A 26406-nucleotide genomic window follows, 5' to 3' on the forward strand; every position below is an offset into this window, starting at 1 on the left:
TTATGAAAGAGGCTCTGTATTATACAAAACACGGTGAGGATGCGGTGCAATGTGTGCTGTGTCCTCACAACTGCATTATAAAAGAAGGAAAGAGTGGTATTTGCAATGCCCGACAGAATACAGGGGGGAAATTATATTCATTAATTTATGAAAAACCCTGTGCTACCCATGTTGACCCAATAGAAAAAAAGCCGCTATACCATTTTCTGCCGGGAAGCAGATCCTTTTCCCTTGGCACAGTTGGCTGTAATTTAAAATGCATGCACTGCCAGAACTGGGAACTATCAACTAGCTCCCCCAATGATGTGTACTGTCATACGCTCACAGCAGATGACTGCGTTAAATTGGCAATTCAGTATGAATGCCAGTCAATATCGTACACCTACAATGAACCCAGCATAAACATTGAATACGTTCTTGAAACAGCTGTCAAGGCTCATGATAAGGGAATTAAGAATGTCATGGTTACCAATGGATTTATCAACGAAGAGCCATTACGTGATCTTTACAGACATATTGATGCAGCAAATGTTGATCTGAAAGCTTTTGATGATGACTTTTATAAAAAAATTTGCAAGGCACGCTTAGAACCGGTATTAAAAACATTAACTATTCTTAAAGAGATGAATGTATGGATTGAGGTTACCAACCTGGTTATCCCCACACACAACGATGATGTAACCATGATTCAAAAGCTTGTGGATTGGTTTGTTCACAATTTAGGTACCGATGTCCCGCTGCATTTCACAGCCTTTTACCCTGCACACAAATTGACAAATGTCCCCCCTACACCTTTCAGGGTGTTGAAACAGGCGTATGACATTGCGTATAAAGCCGGTATTAAATTTATATATTTAGGCAATGTCCGCGAACGCTCGGTTACCCGCTGTCCATCGTGTGGCCGTGACCTTGTTGTACGTAGTGGATTCAACGTGATGCGCACCAACCTTCATGACGGGAAATGTATATGCCAAACACCCATACCAGGGGTGTGGCGATAGTTACTATGAATGAGCTTCAACCTGGTACAACTCATCCTTGACGGGCAAGGCTTTCCGTAGATTCTTTATATATGGATAAAGATCCCCTGCTTCAACATAATAATCACATTCATCCATTGTACGCCGTGCAACGGTAAAATATTTGTGAACCTTTTCTTCGCCAGATCGCTTCAGCCACTGTTTCTTATTGCATCGTACACGTAACACAAAGGTTTTATTATCACCTTCATAATGCCTGAAAACAGTACAGTGCATGCAATTGGCACAAAAGACCTTATTTTCTTCCATGTATCAACTCCTGACAGGTATAGTATCTATATGTATGAAAATACTTCAACTGGTATGTTTTAGTTAATATAGCATATTTTGAAAAAAAATCAAGCATTGTATTGGTGGTTTATGACAATTGTCAGCATGGGTTTTTTTTGCAAGCATTTTTTTGGGGAATCTTGAATCTGCAATATTTTTTACCGGTGTATGTTGCATCTATTCTTGACAAATAGTAATTGTAGATAATACTTTCTGGTAGAAAGGGGGTACACTATGACAACGCTTACTACCTTGCATAATTACGGCAGCACAACAATTTTGCTGACAGATGCGCTTCTGGTAATAGATATGCAGTACGACTTTATGCCGGGTGGCTCATTGCCAGTTGCGGAAGGCAACTCTATAGTAAAGTCTATAGCACAGTTAATGGAAAAATTCTTTGCAAAAGGTGCCACCGTTGTATGCACACAGGACTGGCATCCCAAGAATCACCGCTCATTTGCATCATCCCACGGCAAACAACCCTACGACCCTATACAGGAGGCTGGCCTGGGACCGGTGCTGTGGCCTGATCACTGTGTCATAGGCTCAAAAGGGGCAGAGCTTCATCACGATCTTTCTGTACAATACTGCCACCTCATTGTGCGAAAAGGCTACAACATACACATTGATAGCTATTCAGCTTTTCTTGAAAATGATAAACAAACACCAACGGGGCTATCGGGATATCTTTCAAGCCGAGGTGTAAAACGTATATTTTTGTGTGGACTTGCGTTTGACTACTGTGTGCATTTTAGTGCGGTTGACGGCGCCAGTGCAGGTTTTGAAGCAGTGGTAATTACTGATTGCACAAAAGCAGTCAACTCACCAGCTACAAGCGTGGATGACGCCATTGCTAATATGAAAGCTCACAATGTCAAATTTTGCACATCAGCTGACCTGTCATTCTAATGGCAACTCAACGGTAAACTCAGCATACTGCCCCACCGCTGAGTTTGCATAGATTCTGCCATTGTGCAGGTACACAATATTCCACGTCACAAAAAGCCCAATGCCCGATCCTTTGCGGGCAAGGAGTTCGTCCGTTTCAATGCGTGAAAATCGTTTGAATAATTTATGCTTCTCTGTTTCAGGAAATCCAGGGCCAGTATTCCACACGCTGATTCTGCATAGAGTGCCTTCTTTTTTTACGGTTATGCGCACAGTACCGCTATCACTATTGTACTTAATGGCATTGCTTAAAAGATTGTGCATTACAATCTTCATAGCATCGGGATCGCACTGTAGCTGTACATCCTCGTAGTGTTTTTCAACTGTTATATGTTTTGCATCAGCCTGGGGCTGCACAATGGCAAGTGCAGGTTCAATAATATCATGTGCGATAGTTACTGTTGATTTGCGTATTGGCATTGAACCAGTCTCAAGACGGGCTAAGTTCAAATATTCATTTACTATCGTTAACAGATATTCTGCTTGCACAAGAATACGATCAATGGTGTTTTTGCAATGCTCAGGGATTTCCCCAAAATACCCCTGCTTGAGTGTGGTACCTAACGTTACTATAGATGAAAGCGGACTTTTTAGCTCATGGGTTACAAACGATAGCATCTCCATGTATGCGTTTATTGCCTGGGTCAATTGCTCTATACGGTATGCTTTTTCAACAGCCTGGCTCAACCGCTCTATCATTGCCTGATGCAGTGCAATTTCCCTTTTTCCATACATATTCTTTTTACGGGAACTTCTGAACAACACTCCCACAATGCGCCCTTCCACATACAGGGGGCAGGTCATGCTTGACATCACTCCTTCTTTTAAAAGCAGCCATGTTGACTGGCTTTCAGGATTTTTTTTGTAATATTCTTCTAAGTCATTGATGATTCGTGGCATTTTATCCTGAAATATTTTTTCAAGAGAACTTCCCTTAAGGTCGGCAGTATATCCTTTATCTAAATACAGAGGGCTGTATGATGCTACCACGTGATACAGTGTTAACCGTTTACCATCATCTGAAAATGCAATGCCAATCCTGTCGCAGGGCATAATATGTTGTGTTTCTTTAAAGAAATATTCTATGATGTCAATCAGTGACTGCCCTGAAGCTATCTTTTGATTTATTGTATCAAGGGCTTTAACTTCTTCTGGTGTTAAAACAATTTCTTCACCTTTATCCTGTATATAAGAAATTGTGTCACGCTTCTCCATGCATATTCCTCATTGTTTTTTTAGCTACTCTTACAGGAGCTATACAATTATGCAAGGTTTTTATGTATTCGTATGCCCTTCTTATTCTATTCAATTAATTTATACATTTGATGGTATTGGTGCGGTATCCATATAGTGCTTTGCAATGATGAGGCGTTGTATCTCGCTTGTCCCTTCGTAGATAGTAGTGACGCGCACATCACGGTACAGACGCTCAACAGGATATTCTTTGGTGTAGCCATAGCCCCCCAGTATCTGCATGGCATCATAACAGGCTTTATTTGCCGCCTCAGTGGCAAAAAGTTTTGCCATTGAAGCTTCCTTCATAAACGGCATACCATGTTCTTTTTTATATGCAGCCTGAAGTAACAATAGGCGTGCGGCTTCAAGATGAGTGTAGTTGTCGGCAATCATCCACTGTATTGCCTGATTGTGTATAATGGGTTTGTCAAACTGTATGCGCTCCTTTGCATAGCTGGTTGCATAATCCATGGCAGCAAGACCAATCCCCAGTGCCATAGAACCAATGCCAATACGCCCGCCACCTAACTCACGCACCGCTATCCTGAATCCATCATTGAGTGTACCTAATAGATTTTCTTTTGGAACTTTGCAGTTATCAAGAATTATCTCATTGGTAGAAGAGCCCACTTGTCCCATTTTATGTTCATCCCTGCCAACAATAAATCCTTCAAAATGTGGCTCCACTAAAAATGCACTGATGCCCCTACCTTTAGGTGCATTTTTATTGGTAACAGCCCACACCACAAATACCCCTGCATACTCAGCACTGGTTATGAATACCTTTTTTCCATTGAGCATCCAAAAATCTCCACTATCCGTTGCCGTTGTTTTCATTGCTGCAGGGTCAGAGCCTGCCTCTGCCTCAGTCAGGCCAAAGCTCCCTGCATAAAAGCTACCATTGCAAAGTGGAGGAATATACCGTTGCTTCTGCTCTTCTGTCCCCACTGATTGTATTACCTCTGCCACCATATTGGTTACCGAAGTTGTCACAGCAGTAGCTGCACAAGCTTTGCCAAGTTCTGTCATCACCAGTGAAAATGCAACACTACCTGCGCCCGTGCCCCCATACCGTGGGTCAACAGCAATGCCGTTAAAACCTAACGCCGCCAGTTTTTTCAGGTTGGATTTCAAAATCTTTCTGTCTTTTGATGTATCCAGTGTGGAAGCAACTGGTTCAAGTTCCTGTTTTGCAAATTTAGCAGCTGTTTCCTGAATGATTTGTTGTTCCTGCGTTAAACTGAAATTCATTGGCTCACCTCTTTTATGTGTAATCGTAAAACCCTTTGCCGGTTTTTCGCCCCAACCAGCCTGATTCAACATAGCGCCTGAGGAGCGGGCACGGCCTGTATTTTGAATCCTTAAACCCCTCATAAAGTGTTTCCATAATAGCTAAACATGTATCAAGCCCAATTAGGTCAGCCAGTGCCAGTGGCCCCATAGGATGGTTCATTCCTAATTTCATCACCGTGTCTATGGACTCCCGTGTTCCTACCCCTTCGTACAGGCTATATATGGCTTCATTAATCATTGGCATGAAGATGCGGTTAGAAATAAATCCCGGATAATCATGAGCTTCAGCTGGTGTCTTCCCTAATTTGAGCGATAGTTCCCATGTTACATCAAATGTTTCCTGCGATGTGGGTAACGCCCGTATAATCTCAACAAGCTTCATGACCAGTACTGGATTCATAAAATGCATCCCAATAACCTTATCCGGGCGCTTTGTCACTGCAGCAATTCGGCCTATGGGAATTGAAGAAGTATTGGTGGCACATATAACATGAGGCCTGCATATGGTGTCTAAATCTTTAAATATTTTTAATTTGATCTCCTGATTTTCGGTTGCAGCTTCCACAACAAAATCAGCACGTGCAAACTCTTTAAACTCACTTGTTGCTCTAACCTTCTCCATTATGTTTTGCATAGCATCCTGCGTTATTTTTCCTTTTGTAACATCTTTGGAAAGTACCCCGTTAATATACGTTATACCTTTTAACGCCAATTCTTCTGTTACATCATACAGAATAACCGAGAATCCACTTACGGCTGCAACACAGGCAATCCCTGAGCCCATCTGCCCTGCACCTGCAATACCAATGGTTTTTATATCATTTATTTTCATACCTTTCCTCCATTATCGTTTCACAATTAATGAAACCGCTTCGCCACCACCCAAACACAGCGATGCCAATCCCACACGTTTATTCTGCCGAATCATTTCATGAAGCAATGTTACCAGGATACGCGCTCCACTTGCACCAATGGGATGCCCTAATGCTACACTTCCGCCATTAACATTGACCTTTGCACTATCAAGACCCAGCTCTTTGAGCACGCCAACTGTTGATCCACTGAATGCTTCGTTGATCTCGTAAAGGTCTACATCCTGCAAAGATATCCCTTCTTTTTTAAGGCATTTAGGAATAGCCAAAATAGGTGCCATCAGGACATATTTCATGTCAATACCTGCTGAAGCCTGTGCACCAATGGTTGCTAAAACACGGCATCCCAACTCTTTTGCTTTTTTCTGTGACATCACCACCACCGCCGCAGCACCATCGCTTATTATAGAAGCATTGCCTGCAGTGGTAACACCACCCTCTTTAAATGCAGGCTTCATTTTCGTCAGTGCTTCATACGGTGTTGGTTTTGGGCACTCATCAGTATCAAACATTAGTTCCTTTTGTTTGTGGGCGATAGTTACCGGAACTATCTCCTCCTTAAATTTCCCTGCCTGTATTGCATTTAAGGCCCTTTCATATGAAAGCGCAGCATACCTGTCCTGCTCTTCCCTGCTCACATTATATTTTTCACAGCACAATTCATTAGACATACCCATATGAAAATCATTGACCACATCCCACAACCCATCATGAACCATATGGTCTTTGAGCTGACCATCACCCATGCGGTAACCAAACCGTGCCTTTTCAAGATAGTATGGTGCCATACTCATATTCTCCATACCACCAGCCACCACTACATCAGCATCCCCACAAGAAACAGCCTGTTCTGCAAGCATAACCGCTTTTAGACCAGAGCCACATACTTTATTTATAGTTAAGCATTCTACTTCCCAGGGAAGATGTGCTTTGATAGCAGCCTGCCGTGCCGGGTTTTGCCCATAACCACAGGGAAGAACCTGCCCCATTATGACTTCATTGACATCTTCTTTTAAAATTCCTGCACGCTTAATGGCTTCTTCAATGACAATGGCTCCCAGGTGCGTTGCGGGTATGGTAGATAAAGAACCATTAAAATTTCCCAGAGCAGTTCTTACAGCACTTACAATAACAGCATTCATTGGCAACCTCCATTTTTTGTATGTCAACAAAACACAAATTTAATTCTTAAAAATATAATCAAAATGTCAAAAATATTTTTTAATACATGATGATTTTTCAGCAATAATTCCTTAAAAAATTTCATAATGAATATAGTGTACACCCTCGCCGCCGAAGGCGGCGGGGGTGTACACTATTTTATACTTTATTCAAATTTCCACATTCAGGAATAATTAGTGATGATTTTTTATTACTCATATCATTTGATAATCAATTTCTTAAGCTATTGCATAATAATTATATTGTAAAATGTAGTTTTATCCCATAATGATGGAAACCCCTCATGATTAAACAAAACACATGATAATTGAAAATCAGTTTAAATTATTGTATGCGCCCAAATTTTGCTTGAAAAATATATTTATTATAATCACTTTAAAAAAAACCACATAAACTTTGGGAGGATTCCATGAACATCGAAACCACAACGTGCATTTCGTATGATCATCTTGAAATTATGAAAGAATATGCACATCAACACAACATGTCTCTCAGAACATTCCTATCGGCACTTATTAGCTTTGCTGCTAATTATGAAAAGTTGGATGTTCAGTATTTTAAACAGATTAAATACAGAAAACGTAACACCACTCAGTGGAAGCGCTTTCATATAGTACTGTATGATGATGAATATGAGTTTTTTATGGATGTAAAAAAATTATACAAAATGTCTCTGGCAAGGATCATTGAATACTGTTTAGATAATATCCTGTATGAATTTTTAGAATTTTTATCAAAGGAAGAACAAAAAGAAGACTTCTATACCGATAACTATCGGTACAGCGTATATGCTTTTGAAACAGGCACTAAAAAAGATATATTTTATTTAACAGTCTATTGGGGACCTCACCCCGAAATATTGGAAAAAGCAACAACCTGAACATGAAACAAAAAAATATGTTCAAAATTATTCACCATACCCCTTAATACATTGTATGTGGTAATGTTTTTGTATTCCATAGAGATTCATTTTTTTAATTTTTAAATTGACTAAATTGAAAATACTATCACATACTAAAAGTGATTACTTTCATTAAATTATTGACTTCACTATGATGCACCTCATGTGCATCCATTAAAGGAATGGCGCAGTTAAATATTTGAAAATTAATACTAGAGGGACTATCATGAATATAAAAGCGTATAAACTATCAGTTACTTCTATTTTGTTATGTATAGTACTATTATTCATATCATGTACATCTGTTGAGTTTGTTAAAACCGGGGGAGAATATCCTGCACTCAATGAAACCGATGAAGTTCAGGTTTTGCTTACCATAGATAAAAATCAATATGATGAGATAGGCATCGCTGACATTGGTGGAGTATCATTACCTGTACGTATTGATAAAGCCAAACAGATTGCCCGCAGCAAAGGTGGGAATGTGATTGTTCCTGTGACAATGTGTACTGAAGAAGCACAGAAGAGAATGCGCAGCGGATATATTATTCAGAGCTTTTATATACTCAAAACAAAAACAGCAGCTATCGCCCCCCAAGAGGCAGTTGAATCAAAACAGATAGCACCACCTGTTGAAGAAGAATTTATACCCGAAAAGCAAGCTGCAACATTTACACAACTGTTACAGGACTACCCGTCATTGCAGGGTAATGAATTTACAAACACCATGGTACCACTGAGATTTTATAAAATTCCTCCATCACTTCTTGTATATGGATTGTCAGAATATAAGCTTTGTTTAATGCAGTTTGACACTGATAATACGGTACTGGTATTTATTCCCAAAGAAAAAATCACTGTTATAAAAAAGTCTATTGATAAGAAGAGTACTATAGCTGTTGATTTTACACCTTTAGGTGTTTACAAGGAAAAATATCCTGTTTTAAAAATGCTGTCAGAATAATACAAAAAGGCACCGCATCATGTTACAGAAAGTTTCTACCCAGAGTAGCCTTTGCAGATTTGCTCTTAGCGATGAGGAAAAATTATGTGATGAAAGGGTAAAAGAGGAAATACGCAAAGCTTTTCAAGAGCTCAGAGCATTCCCCTTTGTTGTAAATTCAGGTATTATCGATTCATTAAAAAAAGGTGCCGACCCTTCATCGTTGAAAGATTTATTTGTTGCTATCCGAAATGATATATTTGCTGCAATTACCGATAGCCCGCAGGCAAAGGAAAAAATAGTATCCGACATCCGTTTGCAGGAGAGAATTTTAGATGCAATTATCACAATCCACAGTGCTATAGCCAGGGGTGATTTTACATCGATCATAAACCGCCGTTTTGTGCTTATCAAAGAAAGACCTGCCTGGCCAACACTATACTATCTTTCACCGCAAAGTGCTGTATTATCACATGTTGGACAGGGCCCGCAGTGGACAGAAATTCCTACAATTTATCTGGGCCTTAATATCTTCAATGTGCTTGCCCTTGATAAAGATCAAAAATTTGACAGAGCATTTTACTGGTTATTACGGGTTGAAGAGCGTGCGATAGAAACTGGATATTCGCACATTGAAGTGTACCCACCTCATGTATCACGTGCTCTCAATGAATTGCTTGATGAAGTCATACGCATTGCAACTATCTCAGAAGTTGAATTTAAAGAAATTCCTGCCCGCAAAAAAATACGTGCCTTTACTGCCCGTAACCGTGAAAGCTTTTTAAAAATGCTCAACGCCCGTCGTGATGATGGCAATTTTGATTTTGAAAAAAATTTGAAGGCAATACGATCACTTGAAAGGTTAGCACGCCGTTACAAAAAAGGCAACGATTTCAATTCATTGCGTGAAATTGTACGCCTTCTGGTGGCTGCATCAGGACATGATATTCATGAAATCCGCAATAACGCCAATATACTCTTAGAGCGCATCTTTGCACCTAAAGAATTTGATGCACCACTGGCTACTTCCTTTGTCAACTGCGCTGCTGGTAGTATTCATACATTTGAATTTTCCATACCGGAAGAAGGGAACTACTTTGTACGTATAATGTATAATGCAGGTACAAACCCTTACCCTCTGGAACAGGACATTGCATATACTGACATTGATTTGGTCTTCAATGAAACAAAAGGTGTTTACACTGCACACTACACATTCAACGAATTAGGCCACTATGACTTTCTTGTCTACAGGAAACGAAAAAAACGCTCCCAGTGGGTAGCATATGAAAGCTGCAGTGGTAGAATTAACGTCATCCCTGATGTGCGTGGCGAAATTGTTCTTGAAATATTTCCTGATATTTACGGGCATACCCGTATCTACTGGATGGATGAAGAACATCCAGGATTGGTGTACAATGAGCATGGCGAAGTAATCCGTTTAGGCCGCTTCAGCGACATTACCGCTCATTTAGAGGATTTAAAAGAGCGCTATCACATCACTGCGCTGTACCTTTTAGGTGTCCAAAAACGTGGCACCAACCGTGAAGACTGGGCACCCGAAGCTACATCCCCTTCACCATTTTCACCGGTTAGTTTAGTTCAAATAGAAGACTTTTTAGGCGGTGAAAAAGAGTTCTTAGAGCTCGTAGCTAAAGCTCATGCAATGGATATAAAAATCATTATTGACGTGGTCCCACACCTTAACCGCCGTAGCACAGAGCTTTCCGATGAGTACGCTGTTAAATGTTACGACGACAGCGGAAATCTGGTTATTCGTGCTTCAACTGATGGCCGTTACGGAAGCTGGAATGATGGGAAACTACTCAACTACCGCAAACTGGAAGTATGGGAATGGCTCATCAATAGTGTGTGTACATTAATTGAAAAATATGACATTGATGGCATACGTTTTGATTCAGCTCATGCGGTCCCCATCATGATGAAGAAGAACAACTATCCGTTTATTTGGGGGCAGTACCGTTCACTGGAATCGCTTGTTGAAGGTGAAATTATTGTTAATGACCGTGAAGACGGGCATTTTATCACAACAGGTTATTTTGACAGTGCCTGCAGAGATCAGATTGCCATACCTTTTCACTATCTTTTAATGAGTCGCATAGCACAAAAGCTGAAAGAGAAAAACAAAACGTTTTTTGTGCATTTAGCCGAATGTTACTGGGGACATGAGCGCTATCTTACCCGCAGTGGAATTATCCCTTACAATTCAGCTCTTTTTAAAATTTGCGAAGGGATTATCCATGGCACCACTGATGTCCGTGAAGTGTATCACTTTTACGATAACTATCTGCCATACGCCCTCCCACCGGGTACTGAGCTTTTAGGTATACTGGGAAATCATGACGAACGACGCGCACTCAATACGTTTGGGCACAGGGGACTCAGAGCTGCTATTGGGCTTACCATCTTTATGAATAACATCATCATGGATTATGAGGGAAGTGCCGAAGGCGAAAGCTGGAAAGTATTTCTGGATAATATCTATGTGAACTGGAATCAGTTTGAGTATGTTGCTCACCGCAGCTTAGAGTCATTTTATCGGCAATGGTATCGTTTTCACCGCAACAATAAAGGCAAAGGGTATTTGATATGGGCCAATAATACTCAGGTTGCAGCATCCATTAAATTTACCGAACATACCATATGGATTGGAGTTTTCAATTTTGCCGATAGCTCTCAGAATGTGGCATTGCAGTTTGACAACCCGCGACTGCCCATTGCTGATGATACCTTTTTTAAAGTAGTTGATCCTGTATATTCACCTATTACCAAACATTATAGTTACTTCACAGGGAAGGAGCTTAAAGCTTCAAAAATCTATTCGGTTGTTTCATACACTGACAGGATCAAACTGTTAAAATTAGAGCCGGTCAGTGATATTGCGCCATTGTACAGTGAATTCTTGCGAGATTCACTTTTCAGGTTATATTCAATCAGCAACCCCGAAAACTTTAAATCAAATTTCATGTTCCTTGAAACAATTGCACATTCTTCCACTTTTGAAGGATTTATTGCATTTTTGAAGAATCACATTATTGCACAATTTTATCCGCAGTATAAAAATTTCATTGAGATAGGTTTTAAACGAATCCTCTTTTACATGTTTAAGTTTGGGTTCAAATCCGGCAACGACATTGTGCAATTAATTGAGGATCTTGCCGCACATGATGATACAAATATATCTGACCTTGGCAAAAGCATTAAGTTTCATAACCGACCAGGCCCCATTATATTTGTATCTGCCGAGGCAGAGCCATTTTCCAAAAGTGGAGGCCTTGCTAATGTTGTGTATGAGTTGCCGCGTGAGCTTGTAAGTCTGGGTGAAGAAGTAATAGTAATAACCCCAAAATATCGCCATGGCGATGAAAAGGCTATGGAAAAGATGAACAACGCATTAAAAAAATACAATGTACGGTACACTGGTAAAAATGTGCGCTTCATGATAGAACATGCTACCTATGAAGCTGGTGTACATTATGCACAGGTTGATGGTATTCATTATTATCTACTGGATCATCACGAGTTCTTTGATGGTTTGTACTGGGGATATACTGGTCAGGAAAAGTTACGTCGCCGTATTGCGTTTGCCCGTGCTACAGCTGAGCTTATCACCACCTTTGGCCTGTACCCACTTTTTGTCATCACCAATGATGCATATACTGGTATTTTTAACGGCATTGTCCGCAGTGACCATGTGTACTATGATAATCCAAACTTCAAAAGAACATCTTTCTTTCACATTATACACAACGGAGGCTGGCAATATTTTGATTCATATCACCGGTATGAAGATGGCAAAGACCTATTCTCTTTATTTAATCTTCCGCACTGGCGCTACACTGATTTTTCTGACCCCAATGATTACAACAAGATAAATTGTATGGCTACCGGCATACGATTTGCCGATAGAGTCGTTACGGTGAGCCCTTCATATGCAAAGCAGATAGAAAAAGCCTGTGATGGTCTTGAAAAGATTTTACATAATGTTATTGGTATAAGCAATGCGCTGGGAGTTGATTTTAAAAACAGAATTCTTATGCGTTTTCACAATTCAGGTTTTATTGATGAATATTATCCCGGAATGGTTGAATCTCTAACTTCTAATCCTGGAATATTTACAACGGTTCAGCATCGTTATCCTGAAATACTTGAAGGTATCCGTAATTGTGAAAAGATCACAGATCCTCTGCGCAGGGAGTATGTAACCCACATACGGAACAAACTGTGTTTGCAATTTAAATTAGGTTTTGAAATTAATCCTGATGCCATTCTGTTTTCCATGATTCACCGTATAGCTGAGCAAAAAGGTTTTCAGCTTCTTCTGGATGCTTCATATGGGATATTTACTACACTGGGATTTCAGGGGGTTATTGGCGGTGCAGTAGCCTGGGGGGACCAGCGTGGCAGCGAGTTAGCCACCGGGCTGCTACATTTGCAGGGATATTATCCAAAAAATGTGCATGTTAATTTAGGCTTTCAGGATATCAGCATCCCTCTTCTGTGCAGTGATGTTTTTTTAATGCCATCATTGCATGAACCTGGTGGCATTTCACAGCTTGAAGCACTGGCATGCGGATGTTTGGTTGTTGCACGTGCAACAGGAGGTCTGCGTGACACCGTCATCCCCATACGTATGAAAGATTCTTCAGTTGAAGGTAATGGATTTTTATTTTCTGATTTTACTCCTACATCATTCTATGATGCTATGCAACGCTGTGCAGAATTCTTTCGCACTGGCGATGATACAATAAAGGCACTGGCACGCAAAAATGCCATGCAGTCAGTCTATTTCTGGGATAAACCAGCAAAAGAATATATTGATGTCCTGTATTCGCATAAGGAAATTGTAAGGGTAGTATAAAATAAAAGAGCCTTCCACAAACACCATCAGTACAAGTGGGAGGCCCTGGAGTGTAAAATGATCTGGTAATTTAATCGGAATGGTAATGTTAAAACTTGAATGTTTTATTGTGTTATGAAAAAAAAATATATCATTGCAGTAGCATTATTATTGCTACTATCCTGTTCCTCAAATGACAAAGCAGAGTTGGGGAATATTGTTGGATCTATTAATGGACAGCCGGTTATACCGTATACTGCTAACAAACTCTACATATTACCCTTTACTAATCAGACCAGTATCCCCGGCTATGAAGAAAAGATAAAACAACGGATAACAGAAAAAATCATAACAGGTGGCAGGTTAGCGATAGCTCCGGTACAGGCTGATAGCGATGTAATACTTACAGGCACCATTCAGTCATTGCAGGTGCAGCCAATAGTAATTGACAGCGCAGGTATAATTAAAAAAAAGCGATTATTAATAATTGCTGTGATAAGCTTAATAAATAATCAGACTAAAAATTACATTTTTCACAATATCACTGTACAGGCATTTAAAGAGTATTCCGACATTGAAGCACCTGTTACACCAATTAACATTGTCCAGGACGATGTGGAGCAGATGTTAGCTTCTCGGATTGCTTTACAGGTTGAAACAGGCTGGTATACTACTCTTAAAACAGGGGTGGAAAAAGGAAGAAAATAATATGACACAAAAGGCATTAAAGGTTAGTGATCTGCAATTGGCCATTCAAAAGGAACTATCGCACATATACTGCTTTTGTGGAAATGATGAAAACCAGAAAGAAGAAGCCCTTACGCTCATTGCATCACGACTATGGAAAAACAGCAAACCTCACGATTATAAAATAACAACGTACTTTGCTGAAGATGCACTTGAGCAGGCTCTTGCTGCCATAGCGTCAGTTTCACTTTTTGACGATACTGCTTTATATATAATCAAACATTGTGAACAGGTAAGTGCTTCAAAAAAAATTCATACAATGGTACTTGACTGTATTAATAATCTGCCCAACTGTGCCTATGTTATTTTTGATACTCAGGAGAATAAGCTACCTTCATTGCTCCCTTCACACATTCACACACACATTCCCGTTATCCAGTTTTATAGACCCTTTGAAGAAAATTGCAAATCATATATACTGAAAAAGTGTAAGGCTTTATCATTAACTATCTCACAGGAAGCAACAGAACTTCTTGTTGAATTAACAGCAAGTAACATCAAAGAGATTGATGATATTCTTACCACCATATCTTTTTCTGGACATACTGATATCTCAAAAGATTTCCTTGAAGGTTTTGTCATAAATGAAAGAGAAGCAATAGAATTTGAATTTGTCGATTGCTTCTTTTTAAAGGATAAACGTGCATGGGACCTTCTTTCAGAAGCTATTGAACGTAATGTAAGTCAAATATTGCTTGTATCCCTTTTATTCAATCATGCACAAAAATTAGAGCAATTTCATGTACAAACAGCAAAAGGTGTTCACTTTGATTCACTCATGAAAGAATTGAAGATATATGGAAAAAGGCAAAAAATGTTTGCCAAACAGGTATCTATCTATACCCTTGATAATGTTAGAAAATTAATTGCAATGCTATATACCTATGACATACAGCTTAAAAGCTATCACTCTGATGGGTTTTTTAAAGAAAATCCTTTATTAGATCTTTTATTGCAATTTTCTTTGTGATGATACTGTTTATATGGATCTGCTCCAAACAATAACTGAAAATAAGGAAAAGTTCATAGCGTTTAACAATGAAAAGTTTAAGCGCTTTCAACAGCTTATTCCCAATCCCGCAATGCGTCGAATTGTCAATACCATCCCTTTTTTACTCTGCATCAATAATAAAAAGATGCCCGGTTATGTTGAAGGTGATGTGCCTTTAGGAATAAAAAATTTCAAACTTGATGAAGATACAAAACGGTATTTGCATGGGCGTTATCCTGGTATCACCTTCCATGATTTTGAACGTGGCGATTTTATCAAGATGTTTGCTGTTATGGGTAGTGTTGGCACAGTAGCATATAATAAAAAATCAGACCTTGACTACTGGGCATGTATTCATAGAAACACTGTGTCAAAAGAAGCATTTGATAATTTTAGAAAAAAAGTGACCCTTGTACAGGAATGGGCTTCAAAAGAATTAGAAGTACCCGTTCATATATTTATTAACGATATTGAAAGCGTTAAAAATAATATTTTTGCAGAAGACGAAGAAGAAGCATTTGGCACAACCGTTGGTGCAGTTTTGAAAGATGAATTTTTCCGAAGTTCAATTATCATTGCAGGCAAAATTCCTTTCTGGTGGGTTGTTCCCAGTTTTATTAAAGATGATGAATATGAAGCATTGTATAACCAACTCCCTGATGAAATGAAAAGGGATGATTTTATTGATCTGGGAAATCTTTATGAAATATCCAAAGAAGATTTTCTGGGAGCTGCTCTTTTTCAGATAATAAAATCACTGGGGAACCCTTTTAAATCCATCTTAAAGATTGGAGTTCTGGAAAAATATCTGTTTGGAAAAAGCGATTCACCACTTTTAAGCCAGAAAGTTAAAATGCATGTGCTGCTCAGCCGTCTCACCAATTCAATACTGGATGCCTACCTTTTGATGTTTGATGAAGTTTATGACTACTATAGCCAGACAATGAATGACCCTGCAATACTTCAAATATTAAAGCAAAACCTTTATTTAAAAATTGATCCACAGCTATCTAAATATGTAGGGATAAAAGATAAAAAGAATATTCCCTATAAAGTAGCCGTAATGTTTAAGTATGTCCATGATTGGAACTGGAACATTAAAATTATTCAGGATATGGATAACTTTGATAACTGGGACTTCCAGCGAGTTATGCATTTCTGGGATGCAGTAAAAAAATTCATGCTGATTAGTTATCAAAAAATATCATCGCAGTTTAGCACCCTTAATTTGAAACAACAAATATCTGAAACTGATTTTACATTATTATCGCGAAAAATAAAGTCACATTTTTCGGTTGAAGAGAATAAGGTTGATAAGCTTATAACATTTAAAGACACTCCCGCTGAACCCATTTTATATATTGAACCTGTTAATGAAGGGATCCGTGAAGTTAAGTGGCGGCTGTTTAAAAGAAACCGCAGTGAAAAAAATGTATTCACTACCACTACATTGCGCACTGAAAGCGATCTGGTTAAGCTATTAGTATGGTTAACGGTTAATAATGTTTATGACCATTCAGTGACCCGAGTTAATATCCAATCTGGATATGTGCGAATAAATCAGAATCTGGTTGTGGAACTGCTAAACCAACTGTCAAAATTTTTTTCCGAAAAAGGGAAAATTAAAACCAAATACTATCTCAAACCAGCTTTTAACATGCTTCAATGTATTATTCTTAACTTTAATAATGATGCTGCGGAACATTTAGATTCATTATATCATGTCTATTCAACTAGCTGGGGCGAACAGTACATCAAACAATACTCCAATATCATTGATATTGCACACATACTTCAAAATATCCTTAAAGATGGTCTTGAATTAAAACTTCCATTTGACGATTATTGCCTGATAAACAGTCCAGGTACCCACAAACGCTTTTGCAAAAATTTTATACAGCTTTTTAGAGAATCATATAACGCTATAGTTAACAGCCCTACCCCCCATAGCCGTTTTATTGGTGAGCTTGAAGGACTGTATTTTACTGCATTGCGTAACAATACCATTGAAGTTCAGGCTTTTGATCATATTGTAAAGGTATTAACAACACTCACCTTAAAACCCAGCATAGAAGCGCATTATACATTTTATGGCGATTCATACCATCTGCAGGTGCTGCAAGCATTGTATACCAAACGACTTACAAAAGGAATTACAATTGGTTATCTTGAAGACAGTGATAAATTACATGTATATGTATTTAATGAAAAAGGTAATATTTTTACCTTCTTTGCACCTAAAAATATAAAGAGCGTCTTTTTATATCATATATATGGATTCTGCACAAACGTCCTCAAACGATTACCAAGCAGCGTAAGGGAAAGTGAGTCCAGCATTATCTGCTATGGTGCTCAGGCTGATCGTAGAGGTGGCATTAGCCTTATTGATGAAACCGGTAAGATACATGGTGATTATCTACTGAATTTTACAAAATCCAAGGCCCTCCGTGTTCAGATAGCTCGCCATATGGGGAATGAAATTTTTTACAATTTTATATTTCCCGACAATGTAACTTCTGGATTTATGACAATTAAAGAACTTTACAGTGTAAAACGGAAAATTATTGAGTTAAAAAACATGGGAATGCCAATATATCCTTATATTGGTGAACTTGTATTTAATGATCTGAATCAAAAAGAAATGTTAATAGGATCAAGCATTTACTTTGTGGAAAAATATAAATTAGAACTCATGCTTCAGCGGACACAAGCATAGAAAAAATCAATATTCGCCGCCAGGGAAATTATCCTTAAAGAAGCGTATTTTCTTTTTCTGGGTTTCAACTTCCTGTTTATTAATAGTGCCTTTTTCCAATGCTATATCCAGTAGTTTTACTGCTGTGTCGTCTTCATCTTTTTTTACCTTATCTTCATCATCCTGCTGTAACTTTGCAATCTTTCTATCAATGTCATCCTGCGTTAACATTGAAAATTCCTGTTCTTCCAGTTCTACTGCTGTCTCTTTAATTTTATTTTCTTTTTGCTCTTTCTTTCTGGAAGGTTTCTTTTTAGGTTCAGCGATTAAAGCTTCACCAACTTCTTCCTCTTCTGGCTGCAGATTGGCTGGTGGATTTGCTATTTTTAACTCTAACAGTTTTATGCGTTCACCTAACAAAATGTTTATCTGCTTTTCAATGGTTATAAATATAGGCTGAGTAAAGGATTTATTCCTTTGCAAAGACTTTTCCAATTTTCTGAGTTCACGAATATCCTGGTCTATCATTTCAATTCGTTTAAGCACATGGATAACTTTCATAATCAAACCTCAAAAGTAATGTTAAGTTATTTAGCCTGTAACTCAATCACCAACATCATTGTGGTCGTTACACCCTTGTGTATTAAAAAGTTTATAATACACAGTTAAAGTAATGTACATTAATTATAACATTAATGTCAATAAACTTTTACTACTGGAAACGATTTTACTAATTAAAATAAACAGTCTGGTCATCATCCACTGCAAACTGCAATCCACAATCGGGGCATTTAAATTTACCGGGTGAATGTATCCGTACCATCGTTTTACAGTCAGGACATTCAATAACCAATGGATGTTCAAACACCATGGAGGTCTTTGCTACTGGTTTTGTCTGTGTATATGTTTCTATTATTGGGCTTTCTTTTGGTGGAACTGGTTTTTCTATAATTTTTACATCTGTATCATGCACCGCTTCCATTGCTTCATCCAGTGAATTACAGCGTTTTACCGGAAGCGCAATGATATCAATCAATGTCATTATCTCTTTATTACAATTGCAGAGCACCACCACACCGCCACCTGATTCAACCACCCGTTGTGCATATATTAATGCGCCAAACCCTGTTGAACTGATATAGTTCAGCTGCGAACAATCAATGATTATAGCAGTGAATTCTTTCGTAAGTGTTGCAATATACTCTTCAAACTGCACTGCATTAGTATGATCAATGTACCCCTCAACAGTTACTATCGCTACTGAATCTTTTACTGTATGCTGAATAAACATTTCAGACTACTCCTTCACCGGTATGGCTTCTTTAATTATGGAGCCCATTTGAACAGGTTTGTCACAAACGGGAGCACTAAACTCTTTAACTTCCAGCAATATCCTTTTTTGTTTAATGAATAGAACAATACCAGTACATAGTGAAAACACCAGTGCTACCCCATACAGTATTATGAGCATATAGAACAATTCCTTATAATTACTGTTTATCATTTCATAAATAGGGCTTTTGACAATAATACAGTTAATGGTGCCTATGGATTTGCCTTTAGAATATACAGCCTTTGTTACCAGCCAGCTATTGGTATTTATATCTTTATATAAAAACTTCTGTATGTACTTTCTGATAATTGTAGTATATGGCAAAGGCAGGTCGGGAACAAAATAATCAAAGATAAAAAGTTCCCGGGATTGTTTTACATGAGGATAGAGAATCATATCGATATTGTAATAAAACTCATCATTGGCAATGTTACCTTTAAGCTCTTTTGCTTTTTCTTTATCAGAATGGGCAACTATTGTGCCATTATCTAAAACAAAAAAAACTTCTTTTATTCCTGTAATGTTTTTTGATTCTTGTATGAGCGATAGTAACTGGGAAGATGACCTGGTTGCATATGCCAGCTCTGCAGCATCAGCATATGTTGTGATTAACGTTTTGGATACATTTTTTACCTGGATTGTAAACTCATCTATTTGGGATACCAGTTGCCTGTATTTATAAAAAATGGCGCCAGATGAAGTTAGTGTCGCTATAATGAAAAATAGGATCATCACAAACGCATAAGGGAACTGTACTTGTTTATCTTTTTGCATAATTATTCACTATGTTTTTTAAAATACCTTGCAATATTTTATGCTATAGATGTACTGTTAATCTGCTTATGATTGCAATCAAACTAAAGCAGAACTATGATACTACTCATTTTTATATTTATCGGATAATAATGCATTGATATGTATATTTTTTCCCTGGAGAAAAAGACAATGGCAAGCAAGGAAGAAATCTTAGAGGAATGGGATTGGGAGAGGGGAGTCCCAACAGGTAATCCTGTAGCAAGGAGCATTGCCCACAAACAGGGTATTGCACATGAAGGAGTACATTTATGGGTGGTGCGTACACAACCTCAAAAAGAGATACTCTTTCAGATGCGTGCATCACACAAAGATATGTATCCAGATTATTTAGACATTACCGTGGGAGGCCATGTGCCTTTTGGACTATCCAGCAATAAAATTCAGAAGGAAGCATATGAAGAAATTGGAATTACGTTTGATGAAAAACAGCTTATTGATTTAGGTTATTACAGGTATGAAGAAATTAATGATATTCTTTTTCACAGGGAATTCCAGCGTGTGTATCTCCTTTTTTCAAACAACCCTCTTTCTTCATACTCGTTTAATGATAATGAGGTGAGCAGTATTTATGCAGTGCCCCTTGATTACTGTAAGGAGCTTTTTTTCAATGATTACCCTTTGACAGTTGAATCATTTAACGGAACAGATACCATTTGTACCACAATATCAAAAAAAGATTTTCACCCTCTACTTTTTGCACCATCTATGGCACAGTATATGGAAATACTATTTAAAGCAATTGATGAACTTTTTACAAAAGGCACAGTTACTGTTTCAATGTCGTAGGTTAGATTGAACAACAATGAGTGTACCTGCTATTTCATATAAGGAAACCCTTGTATGGGAAAATCCCGTTTATGTTGATGTCCGTGCTCCAGTTGAATTTTCAAGGGATCACATTCCCTATGCTTATAATTATCCACTCTTTGACGATGCTGAACGAGCATACATTGGGACGTTATACCATACTCATGGCCAGGAAAAAGCTCTTCTGGAAGGTGTGAGCATTGCCTCATTAAAGCTAAAAGATATGCTATCGTTTTTTTCCACATTAAAACAAAATCACGTTATCATTTACTGTTACCGGGGAGGAATGCGTTCAGAATCAGTTGTATCATTCTGCAATTCCTTAGGATTTTCTTTTTATAAGCTTGATGGCGGTTATAAAGCATATCGGCTGTATGTTAGGGAATATCTTACAGAATTTACATTTACCATGCCAGTTTTTACTCTCTATGGTCTTGCTGGATCAGGTAAAACGAGAGTACTAAAAAACATTCCATATGCAATTGACCTTGAGCATTACGCAGGTAACCGGAGCTCTCTTTTTGGCAGCTTAGGGATGCCCAATCATACACAAAAATATTTTGAGAGCCTGATAGCTCAAAAACTGCGAACTATTAAACAATGGCGGTATTGTATTTTTGAAGGCGAATCGCGAAAGATTGGCAACTGCCATATCCCCCATTGTGTTCTTCATCCATTGCAAAACGGGAAAGCTATATGGCTTGAAACCCCACTGGAAACAAGAATCCAGAATATTTATGATGAATACATGCCATTTATACGTGAAGAAGTAATATTGCCAATATTAGACAAATTGCAGCCTACAATGGGAAAATCAAAAACTGCCCATTGCAAACACCTTTTCAAACAGGGCAATATACATGAACTAATAGAATTTCTGCTACTGCATCATTATGACCCTGAATATATATATAGCATAAAGCATATTTCTTTTTTGGCTTACATTCCTTTCAAGGATCCAGTGACTACTGCATCTGAGATGGATACTCTCATTAAAGATATGCTTTGAGTATAATATCTTTTTTTTGTTGACTTCAATAGTAAAATTTTGTATTGCTTATAGAAACACCATAATTACTGTATTGTAAACAAATAACACAATACTAAAAACAAATTGCAGGAGGTCATTAGTTATGAAAAAATTATCTGTATTGATGATAGCAATTCTTTTGGGTTTTGTTGCCTGTGGTGGCGGCGTTCAGTACCAGGATGCAAGTAAAGCTGAAGGCTCAAGAGAATGGGGACCAAAAGAAATTAAAATGACGGTCAACAAGATGGTTGAATCAATGTATAAATTTTTAAAAGAAGAATGGAAAAAACCTGCTTTTATTGAAGTGAAACAGATACGAAATAAAACATCAGAGCATATTGACACCCAGATGCTTGCTGATGAAATAACCACAAACCTGATTAAACGCAGAATAAAATTCGTTGACCAATCATTGACCGCCGATGCTATCGCCGAAATGGAAAAGGGCATGACTGGCATGGTTGACCCGGAAAGCGCTATCCCTGTTGGCGAATTAAAATCACCTAATATGTATTTAACCGGTGAAGTACGAGAAAACGTACGTACAGTGGGAAGTAAATCAGTTCAATACCTTGTAGTAACGCTCAAACTCATTAACCTGAAAACGCAAGTAGTGGAATGGCAGGATCAGCAGGAATTTTTAAAATCTGCCAGTAAAAAGAAGATAACTTTTTAACACTGAGGAATTACTATGATGCGTAAAGTGAAATCTCTGCTTGTTGTAATGTTACTTATAGGAGTTGCTGCATGCGCCAGTTATGATTATAACAAGCAGATAGCTGAGGTTGAAAAAATGTTTTATGCGGGGCAATACAAAGAAGCAGCTCGCAAATTGCTCCCTATGGTTAATAAAAAATCAAAGGATCAACTTCTTTACATGATGGAATGTGGTCTGATGCTTCAGGTTGCCGGCGATTATGAGAATAGTACCAAAGTTTTTACTGAAGCAGCTAAAATTGGTGACCAGATAACAGTAAGCCTGAGCAAGGAAGCAGCGTCATTACTTCTCAATGAAACAACTACCAACTACAATGGTGAGGATTTTGAACGGGTACTGATCCACATGTACCTTGGCATAAACTATCTCATGCTCTCAAAACCGGATGAAGCACGTGTTGAGTTTAAAAAAGTAAATGATATGCTGAGGGATATAAATGTAACAACCGGTAAATCTTATAAACAAAATGTAATGGCAAAATACCTCACTGCTATAGCGTTTGAACTTTCTGCTGATGCTGATAATGATATGAATGACCGCGAATTTGCCTATATTGAGTACAAGCAAATTTATGAACTCAACCCCGGTTTAACGATGGTATATCGTGACCTACAACGGCTTGCAAAACAGTTGGGTGACATGGAAGACTATAATAGCTGGATTGCCAAATTTGGCAAGCAGGATGCAATTCCCAATAATGCAGGGGAGCTTATCGTCATAGTCCAGAATGGAAAAGCAGCTATAAAACAATCACGCGGACCACTTCTTTCGGATCAATCTATGAAAGCAACAATTCAGGTAACCCTTAATGGGATGTCGTTAGCTGAAGGTGTTACCGTTGCAGGGGTACTTCTGGCACTCCATAACGCTGAAAACCCAATACCAAAATTTGTAAAACGGGGCAATAATATCAATTACCTTATTGTCAATGCAAATGGTAAGGATGTTGGGCGCTCCATTATGCTGGAGGATGTAGCTTCCACAGCAGTAAAAAATCTTGAGGACGATTATGGACGCATATATGCCAAAGTAGCTGCTGGTATTGCAGTTAAAGCTGCTGCAGCAGTGGCTGCTGGGTATGCGGCAAAAAAATTAGCTGAAGAATCCAAAAAAATGGGTGGTTATGCAGGGCTCATTGGCACCGTAGTTGGTACTGGTGTTGGTGTAGGGTTATTATCTAAAATCAAACCCGATCTCAGGTGCTGGCATACATTACCTGAAAACTTTCAGCTTTCACGTATATTTTTGCCTCCGGGTAAATATACAATTACTTTAAAATTTGTAGACCATGGGGGGAATATTATAGGAACACAAAATGAAACTGTAGAAATCCAATCGGGGAAGAAAACATTTCTTAATAAACGTATATTCCCTCAACCAAGTTCACGGTTTGGGATAAATATTGAATCAAACCAGGGTAAAGGATACCTGGGAGCTAAAATAAAAACCATAACACCAGAGAAAGCCCAGGAACTTGGGCTTTCTTTTTCTTCTGGTGTTTATGTTAATGAAGTCATTCCCCAAAGCCCTGCCGCACAATCAGGTATACAGCCTGATGATGTTATAATAGCAGCTGACGGCAAATCAATTCAAAAACCACAAGATTTAGTTCAGATAGTAAGAAACTCTCAAATAGGACAAACATTACAATTACTGGTAATTCGCAATAAATCCCAAATGACAATTCCTGTTATTATTGGCAATGCACCAGAAAAAATATATAATGCCACTCTGCCCTCCAATCCTGGTAATACGAGTTCAGAAACACCACAATAGGCTTTCCTGAGTAAATAGATTTTTTATATTTTTATTGCAAAAAAATATACCCTCCATGAGATGGTTATTAAGTAATGGTGTGTTCTATGCAAAATAACCATAATAGCATGGTTCCTATAAATGATATGACCATTCAATCAGCCACTGAAATGGTATTAATGTTTCAGTTGCCAGCATGTGTTATAAGTGTTTCTGGCGAAGTTATAGCTTCAAATGGTGCTTTTTCTGATCTAGTGGATGTCAAAAACCTGTCTCTTGATGTTACCCATCCTTTTTATCCAGAATACCGAAAACAATTAGCAACCTCGTATTTAAAGGCATTAAAAGGCATATCCAGGCAATGTTTTGCAGTTTTTCGTAATAAAGACAACCAGCGTGTTTCAACTGAAATCTATATTTTCCCTGTATTTCAGGGTACCATCATTGTTGCTCTTTTTGTACTTTTACAGATAGTTGATGAAAGAATACTATCTTTTGATAAATCAACTGACACTATTATCAGTCAGGAAAGTAAGAATTACGAAACATTGCTGTATGAATATTCACCATTTCCAATATTGCAGATTGATCAATCAGGCAATATTGTTAAAGCAAGCCCCTCGGTACAGGAACTTATAGGCTATGAAATAGAAGATTTGAAGAAGAACAGAAATCTTCTCTATCGCGCTTTAAATCACTATGATTTTAATCGGATGCGCTTAACGTTATCTCAAATATTTGAGGGAAGTATTGGATACAAACGAATTGGTGAAGTACGCTTTATAACAAAAGACAAAGATGAACGATGGGTTAATGCAACCTGTTATCCCGTTCACATTCAAGGTACACCACCAATTGTTGAGATTATCTTGGAAGATATTACCAGAATAAAGCGTATGGAATATCAGTTGCAACAACTCAGCAGATTTCATATTATTGGTGACCTGACAAAGGGATTTCTTCATTCATTCAATAATATAATCAATATAATGTTAAATAAAGCCCAGTGGCTATTGCAGATTACTGAAAAGCCTTCATTTCAGGAGGGCCTGAAACTTATCATTAAATCTGCAGAAGATGGTATTCAGCAAATTCGCCGTATTGAAGAATTTATTGGCAGAGATAAACTAGAAGAAAAATGTGATATTAATGTCGTGGAAGCAATTGAAGATGCAATTGAATTTGCAAAAATCCAGTTTAAAGTTGAAGAAGCCCAAAAACGAAGATCTGTGGCTATTGAGCGGAGATATTTTTCACTTGTCAGTATGTATGGTGATCCCCATATATTCAGGGATTTGCTGCTTGCAACTATTTTTAAAGTTGCTTCAGTAATAGCAACTAAAGGTATTGTTGAAGTAACGTTAAAAAAGAACAGTACGTTAACAATTGCAATAAAAGCAAAAAAAGAATCCTTTGACATTAAAGATGAATTTGCATTTATTTCAACTATTGACCTTTCAAAATTAGCTGAGCAAAATCATGCAAAACTGATGGAAGAAGAATCTTTACAGGATTACTCAATTACCATTATCCTTCCTGAAGATACTGTTTCAACGCTTCCTCATAAAGAACAGCAAATCCCACAAAAAAAATTACGAGACATGGATATATGTATTGTGGAGGATGAACCAGCATTGCAGGAAATCATGTATGAAGTATTTGATTCACTTGGTAACAGGGTTTCAGTTTTTAATAACGCTGATCAAGCATATGAATCATTCAAGGTTAATAAATTTGATATTGTTATTGCTGACTACGGATTATCCGGTACAACAGGGCTGGAATTACTAACGAAAATAAAAGAACAAAAAGAAGAAACAATAACCGTTCTGCTAACAGGATGGATTCTGAATAATATTAAGGCTTATAAAAATGTCATTGATATATACATGCATAAGCCATTTAAATTAGATGTTCTCATTAATGAAATTTCCGCTGAAATGTCCAAACGCCATACATTTTAAT

21 protein-coding genes are annotated in these 26406 nt (G+C 38.0%); 13 read left to right on the top strand and 8 right to left on the bottom strand.

Going from position 1 to position 26406, the window contains the following annotated elements:
- Positions 1–2: 2 nt before the first annotated feature.
- Positions 3–1001, top strand: coding sequence for an AmmeMemoRadiSam system radical SAM enzyme (gene amrS, locus AB1444_02710; GenBank protein MEW6525560.1), 999 nt, complete (start codon positions 3–5; stop codon positions 999–1001).
- Positions 1002–1004: 3 nt separating this feature from the next.
- Here the strand turns inward: amrS and AB1444_02715 are convergent, their stop codons facing one another.
- Positions 1005–1289: a hypothetical protein gene (locus AB1444_02715; protein ID MEW6525561.1), complete on the bottom strand. Its 285-nt coding sequence runs from the start codon at positions 1287–1289 to the stop codon at positions 1005–1007.
- Positions 1290–1544: 255 nt separating this feature from the next.
- Here AB1444_02715 and pncA point away from each other — a divergent pair, with 255 nt between their 5' ends.
- Positions 1545–2222, top strand: coding sequence for a bifunctional nicotinamidase/pyrazinamidase (pncA, locus tag AB1444_02720; protein ID MEW6525562.1), 678 nt, complete (start codon positions 1545–1547; stop codon positions 2220–2222).
- On the opposite strand, the gene AB1444_02725 is transcribed toward pncA, so the two are convergent.
- The 4 genes from AB1444_02725 to AB1444_02740 form a co-directional block, all read right to left on the bottom strand.
- Positions 2214–3476: a GAF domain-containing sensor histidine kinase gene (locus AB1444_02725; protein MEW6525563.1), complete on the bottom strand. Its 1263-nt coding sequence runs from the start codon at positions 3474–3476 to the stop codon at positions 2214–2216. The genes pncA and AB1444_02725 overlap by 9 nt on opposite strands.
- A gap of 99 nt (positions 3477–3575) precedes the next feature.
- Positions 3576–4748 carry an acyl-CoA dehydrogenase family protein gene (locus AB1444_02730; protein MEW6525564.1) on the bottom strand — a complete coding sequence of 391 codons (1173 nt, stop codon included), beginning with the start codon at positions 4746–4748 and terminating at the stop codon, positions 3576–3578.
- Positions 4749–4761: 13 nt separating this feature from the next.
- Positions 4762–5622 (bottom strand): 3-hydroxybutyryl-CoA dehydrogenase, encoded by an 861-nt coding sequence (locus AB1444_02735; GenBank protein ID MEW6525565.1) that lies wholly within the window; start codon positions 5620–5622, stop codon positions 4762–4764.
- A 12-nt stretch (positions 5623–5634) separates the two neighbouring features.
- The gene (locus tag AB1444_02740) at positions 5635–6804 is read right to left on the bottom strand and encodes an acetyl-CoA C-acetyltransferase (GenBank protein MEW6525566.1); all 1170 of its coding nucleotides are present in this window, start codon (positions 6802–6804) and stop codon (positions 5635–5637) included.
- 449 nt (positions 6805–7253) lie between these two features.
- Here AB1444_02740 and AB1444_02745 point away from each other — a divergent pair, with 449 nt between their 5' ends.
- The 6 genes from AB1444_02745 (at position 7254) to AB1444_02770 (ending at position 18003) form a co-directional block, all read left to right on the top strand.
- A complete protein-coding gene (locus tag AB1444_02745) occupies positions 7254–7724 on the top strand; it encodes a hypothetical protein (GenBank protein MEW6525567.1) in 471 nt (156 codons plus the stop codon).
- Positions 7725–7971: 247 nt separating this feature from the next.
- Complete coding sequence (locus tag AB1444_02750) at positions 7972–8709, top strand: hypothetical protein (protein ID MEW6525568.1); 738 nt, start codon at positions 7972–7974, stop codon at positions 8707–8709.
- A 19-nt stretch (positions 8710–8728) separates the two neighbouring features.
- Positions 8729–13570 carry a glycogen/starch synthase gene (locus AB1444_02755; GenBank protein MEW6525569.1) on the top strand — a complete coding sequence of 1614 codons (4842 nt, stop codon included), beginning with the start codon at positions 8729–8731 and terminating at the stop codon, positions 13568–13570.
- 114 nt (positions 13571–13684) lie between these two features.
- Positions 13685–14257, top strand: a complete 573-nt coding sequence (lptE, locus tag AB1444_02760; protein ID MEW6525570.1) for an LPS assembly lipoprotein LptE — start codon at positions 13685–13687, stop codon at positions 14255–14257.
- A gap of 1 nt (position 14258) precedes the next feature.
- Positions 14259–15266 (top strand): DNA polymerase III subunit delta, encoded by a 1008-nt coding sequence (gene holA, locus AB1444_02765; protein MEW6525571.1) that lies wholly within the window; start codon positions 14259–14261, stop codon positions 15264–15266.
- 13 nt (positions 15267–15279) lie between these two features.
- Positions 15280–18003: a class I adenylate cyclase gene (locus tag AB1444_02770; GenBank protein ID MEW6525572.1), complete on the top strand. Its 2724-nt coding sequence runs from the start codon at positions 15280–15282 to the stop codon at positions 18001–18003.
- Positions 18004–18009: 6 nt separating this feature from the next.
- On the opposite strand, the gene AB1444_02775 is transcribed toward AB1444_02770, so the two are convergent.
- The 3 genes from AB1444_02775 to AB1444_02785 form a co-directional block, all read right to left on the bottom strand.
- Positions 18010–18543, bottom strand: coding sequence for a hypothetical protein (locus AB1444_02775; GenBank protein ID MEW6525573.1), 534 nt, complete (start codon positions 18541–18543; stop codon positions 18010–18012).
- 169 nt (positions 18544–18712) lie between these two features.
- Complete coding sequence (locus AB1444_02780; protein ID MEW6525574.1) at positions 18713–19273, bottom strand: STAS domain-containing protein; 561 nt, start codon at positions 19271–19273, stop codon at positions 18713–18715.
- A 6-nt stretch (positions 19274–19279) separates the two neighbouring features.
- The gene (locus AB1444_02785; GenBank protein MEW6525575.1) at positions 19280–20089 is read right to left on the bottom strand and encodes a hypothetical protein; all 810 of its coding nucleotides are present in this window, start codon (positions 20087–20089) and stop codon (positions 19280–19282) included.
- A 171-nt stretch (positions 20090–20260) separates the two neighbouring features.
- Here AB1444_02785 and AB1444_02790 point away from each other — a divergent pair, with 171 nt between their 5' ends.
- From AB1444_02790 to AB1444_02810, 5 genes are all read left to right on the top strand, one after another.
- Entirely contained in the window at positions 20261–20917 is a 657-nt protein-coding gene (locus AB1444_02790; protein MEW6525576.1) for a hypothetical protein, read from the top strand.
- Between the two features lie 16 nt (positions 20918–20933).
- Positions 20934–21947, top strand: a complete 1014-nt coding sequence (gene mnmH / locus AB1444_02795) for a tRNA 2-selenouridine(34) synthase MnmH (GenBank protein ID MEW6525577.1) — start codon at positions 20934–20936, stop codon at positions 21945–21947.
- A 124-nt stretch (positions 21948–22071) separates the two neighbouring features.
- On the top strand, positions 22072–22644 hold the full coding sequence (locus AB1444_02800; GenBank protein ID MEW6525578.1) for a hypothetical protein: 573 nt from the start codon (positions 22072–22074) through the stop codon (positions 22642–22644).
- A 15-nt stretch (positions 22645–22659) separates the two neighbouring features.
- Positions 22660–24462, top strand: a complete 1803-nt coding sequence (locus AB1444_02805) for a PDZ domain-containing protein (GenBank protein ID MEW6525579.1) — start codon at positions 22660–22662, stop codon at positions 24460–24462.
- Between the two features lie 86 nt (positions 24463–24548).
- Positions 24549–26405, top strand: a complete 1857-nt coding sequence (locus tag AB1444_02810; GenBank protein ID MEW6525580.1) for a response regulator — start codon at positions 24549–24551, stop codon at positions 26403–26405.
- Position 26406 lies beyond the last annotated feature (1 nt).

This window comes from Spirochaetota bacterium, from assembly GCA_040756435.1.
Taxonomy (GTDB): Bacteria; Spirochaetota; UBA4802; order UBA4802; family UB4802; genus UBA4802.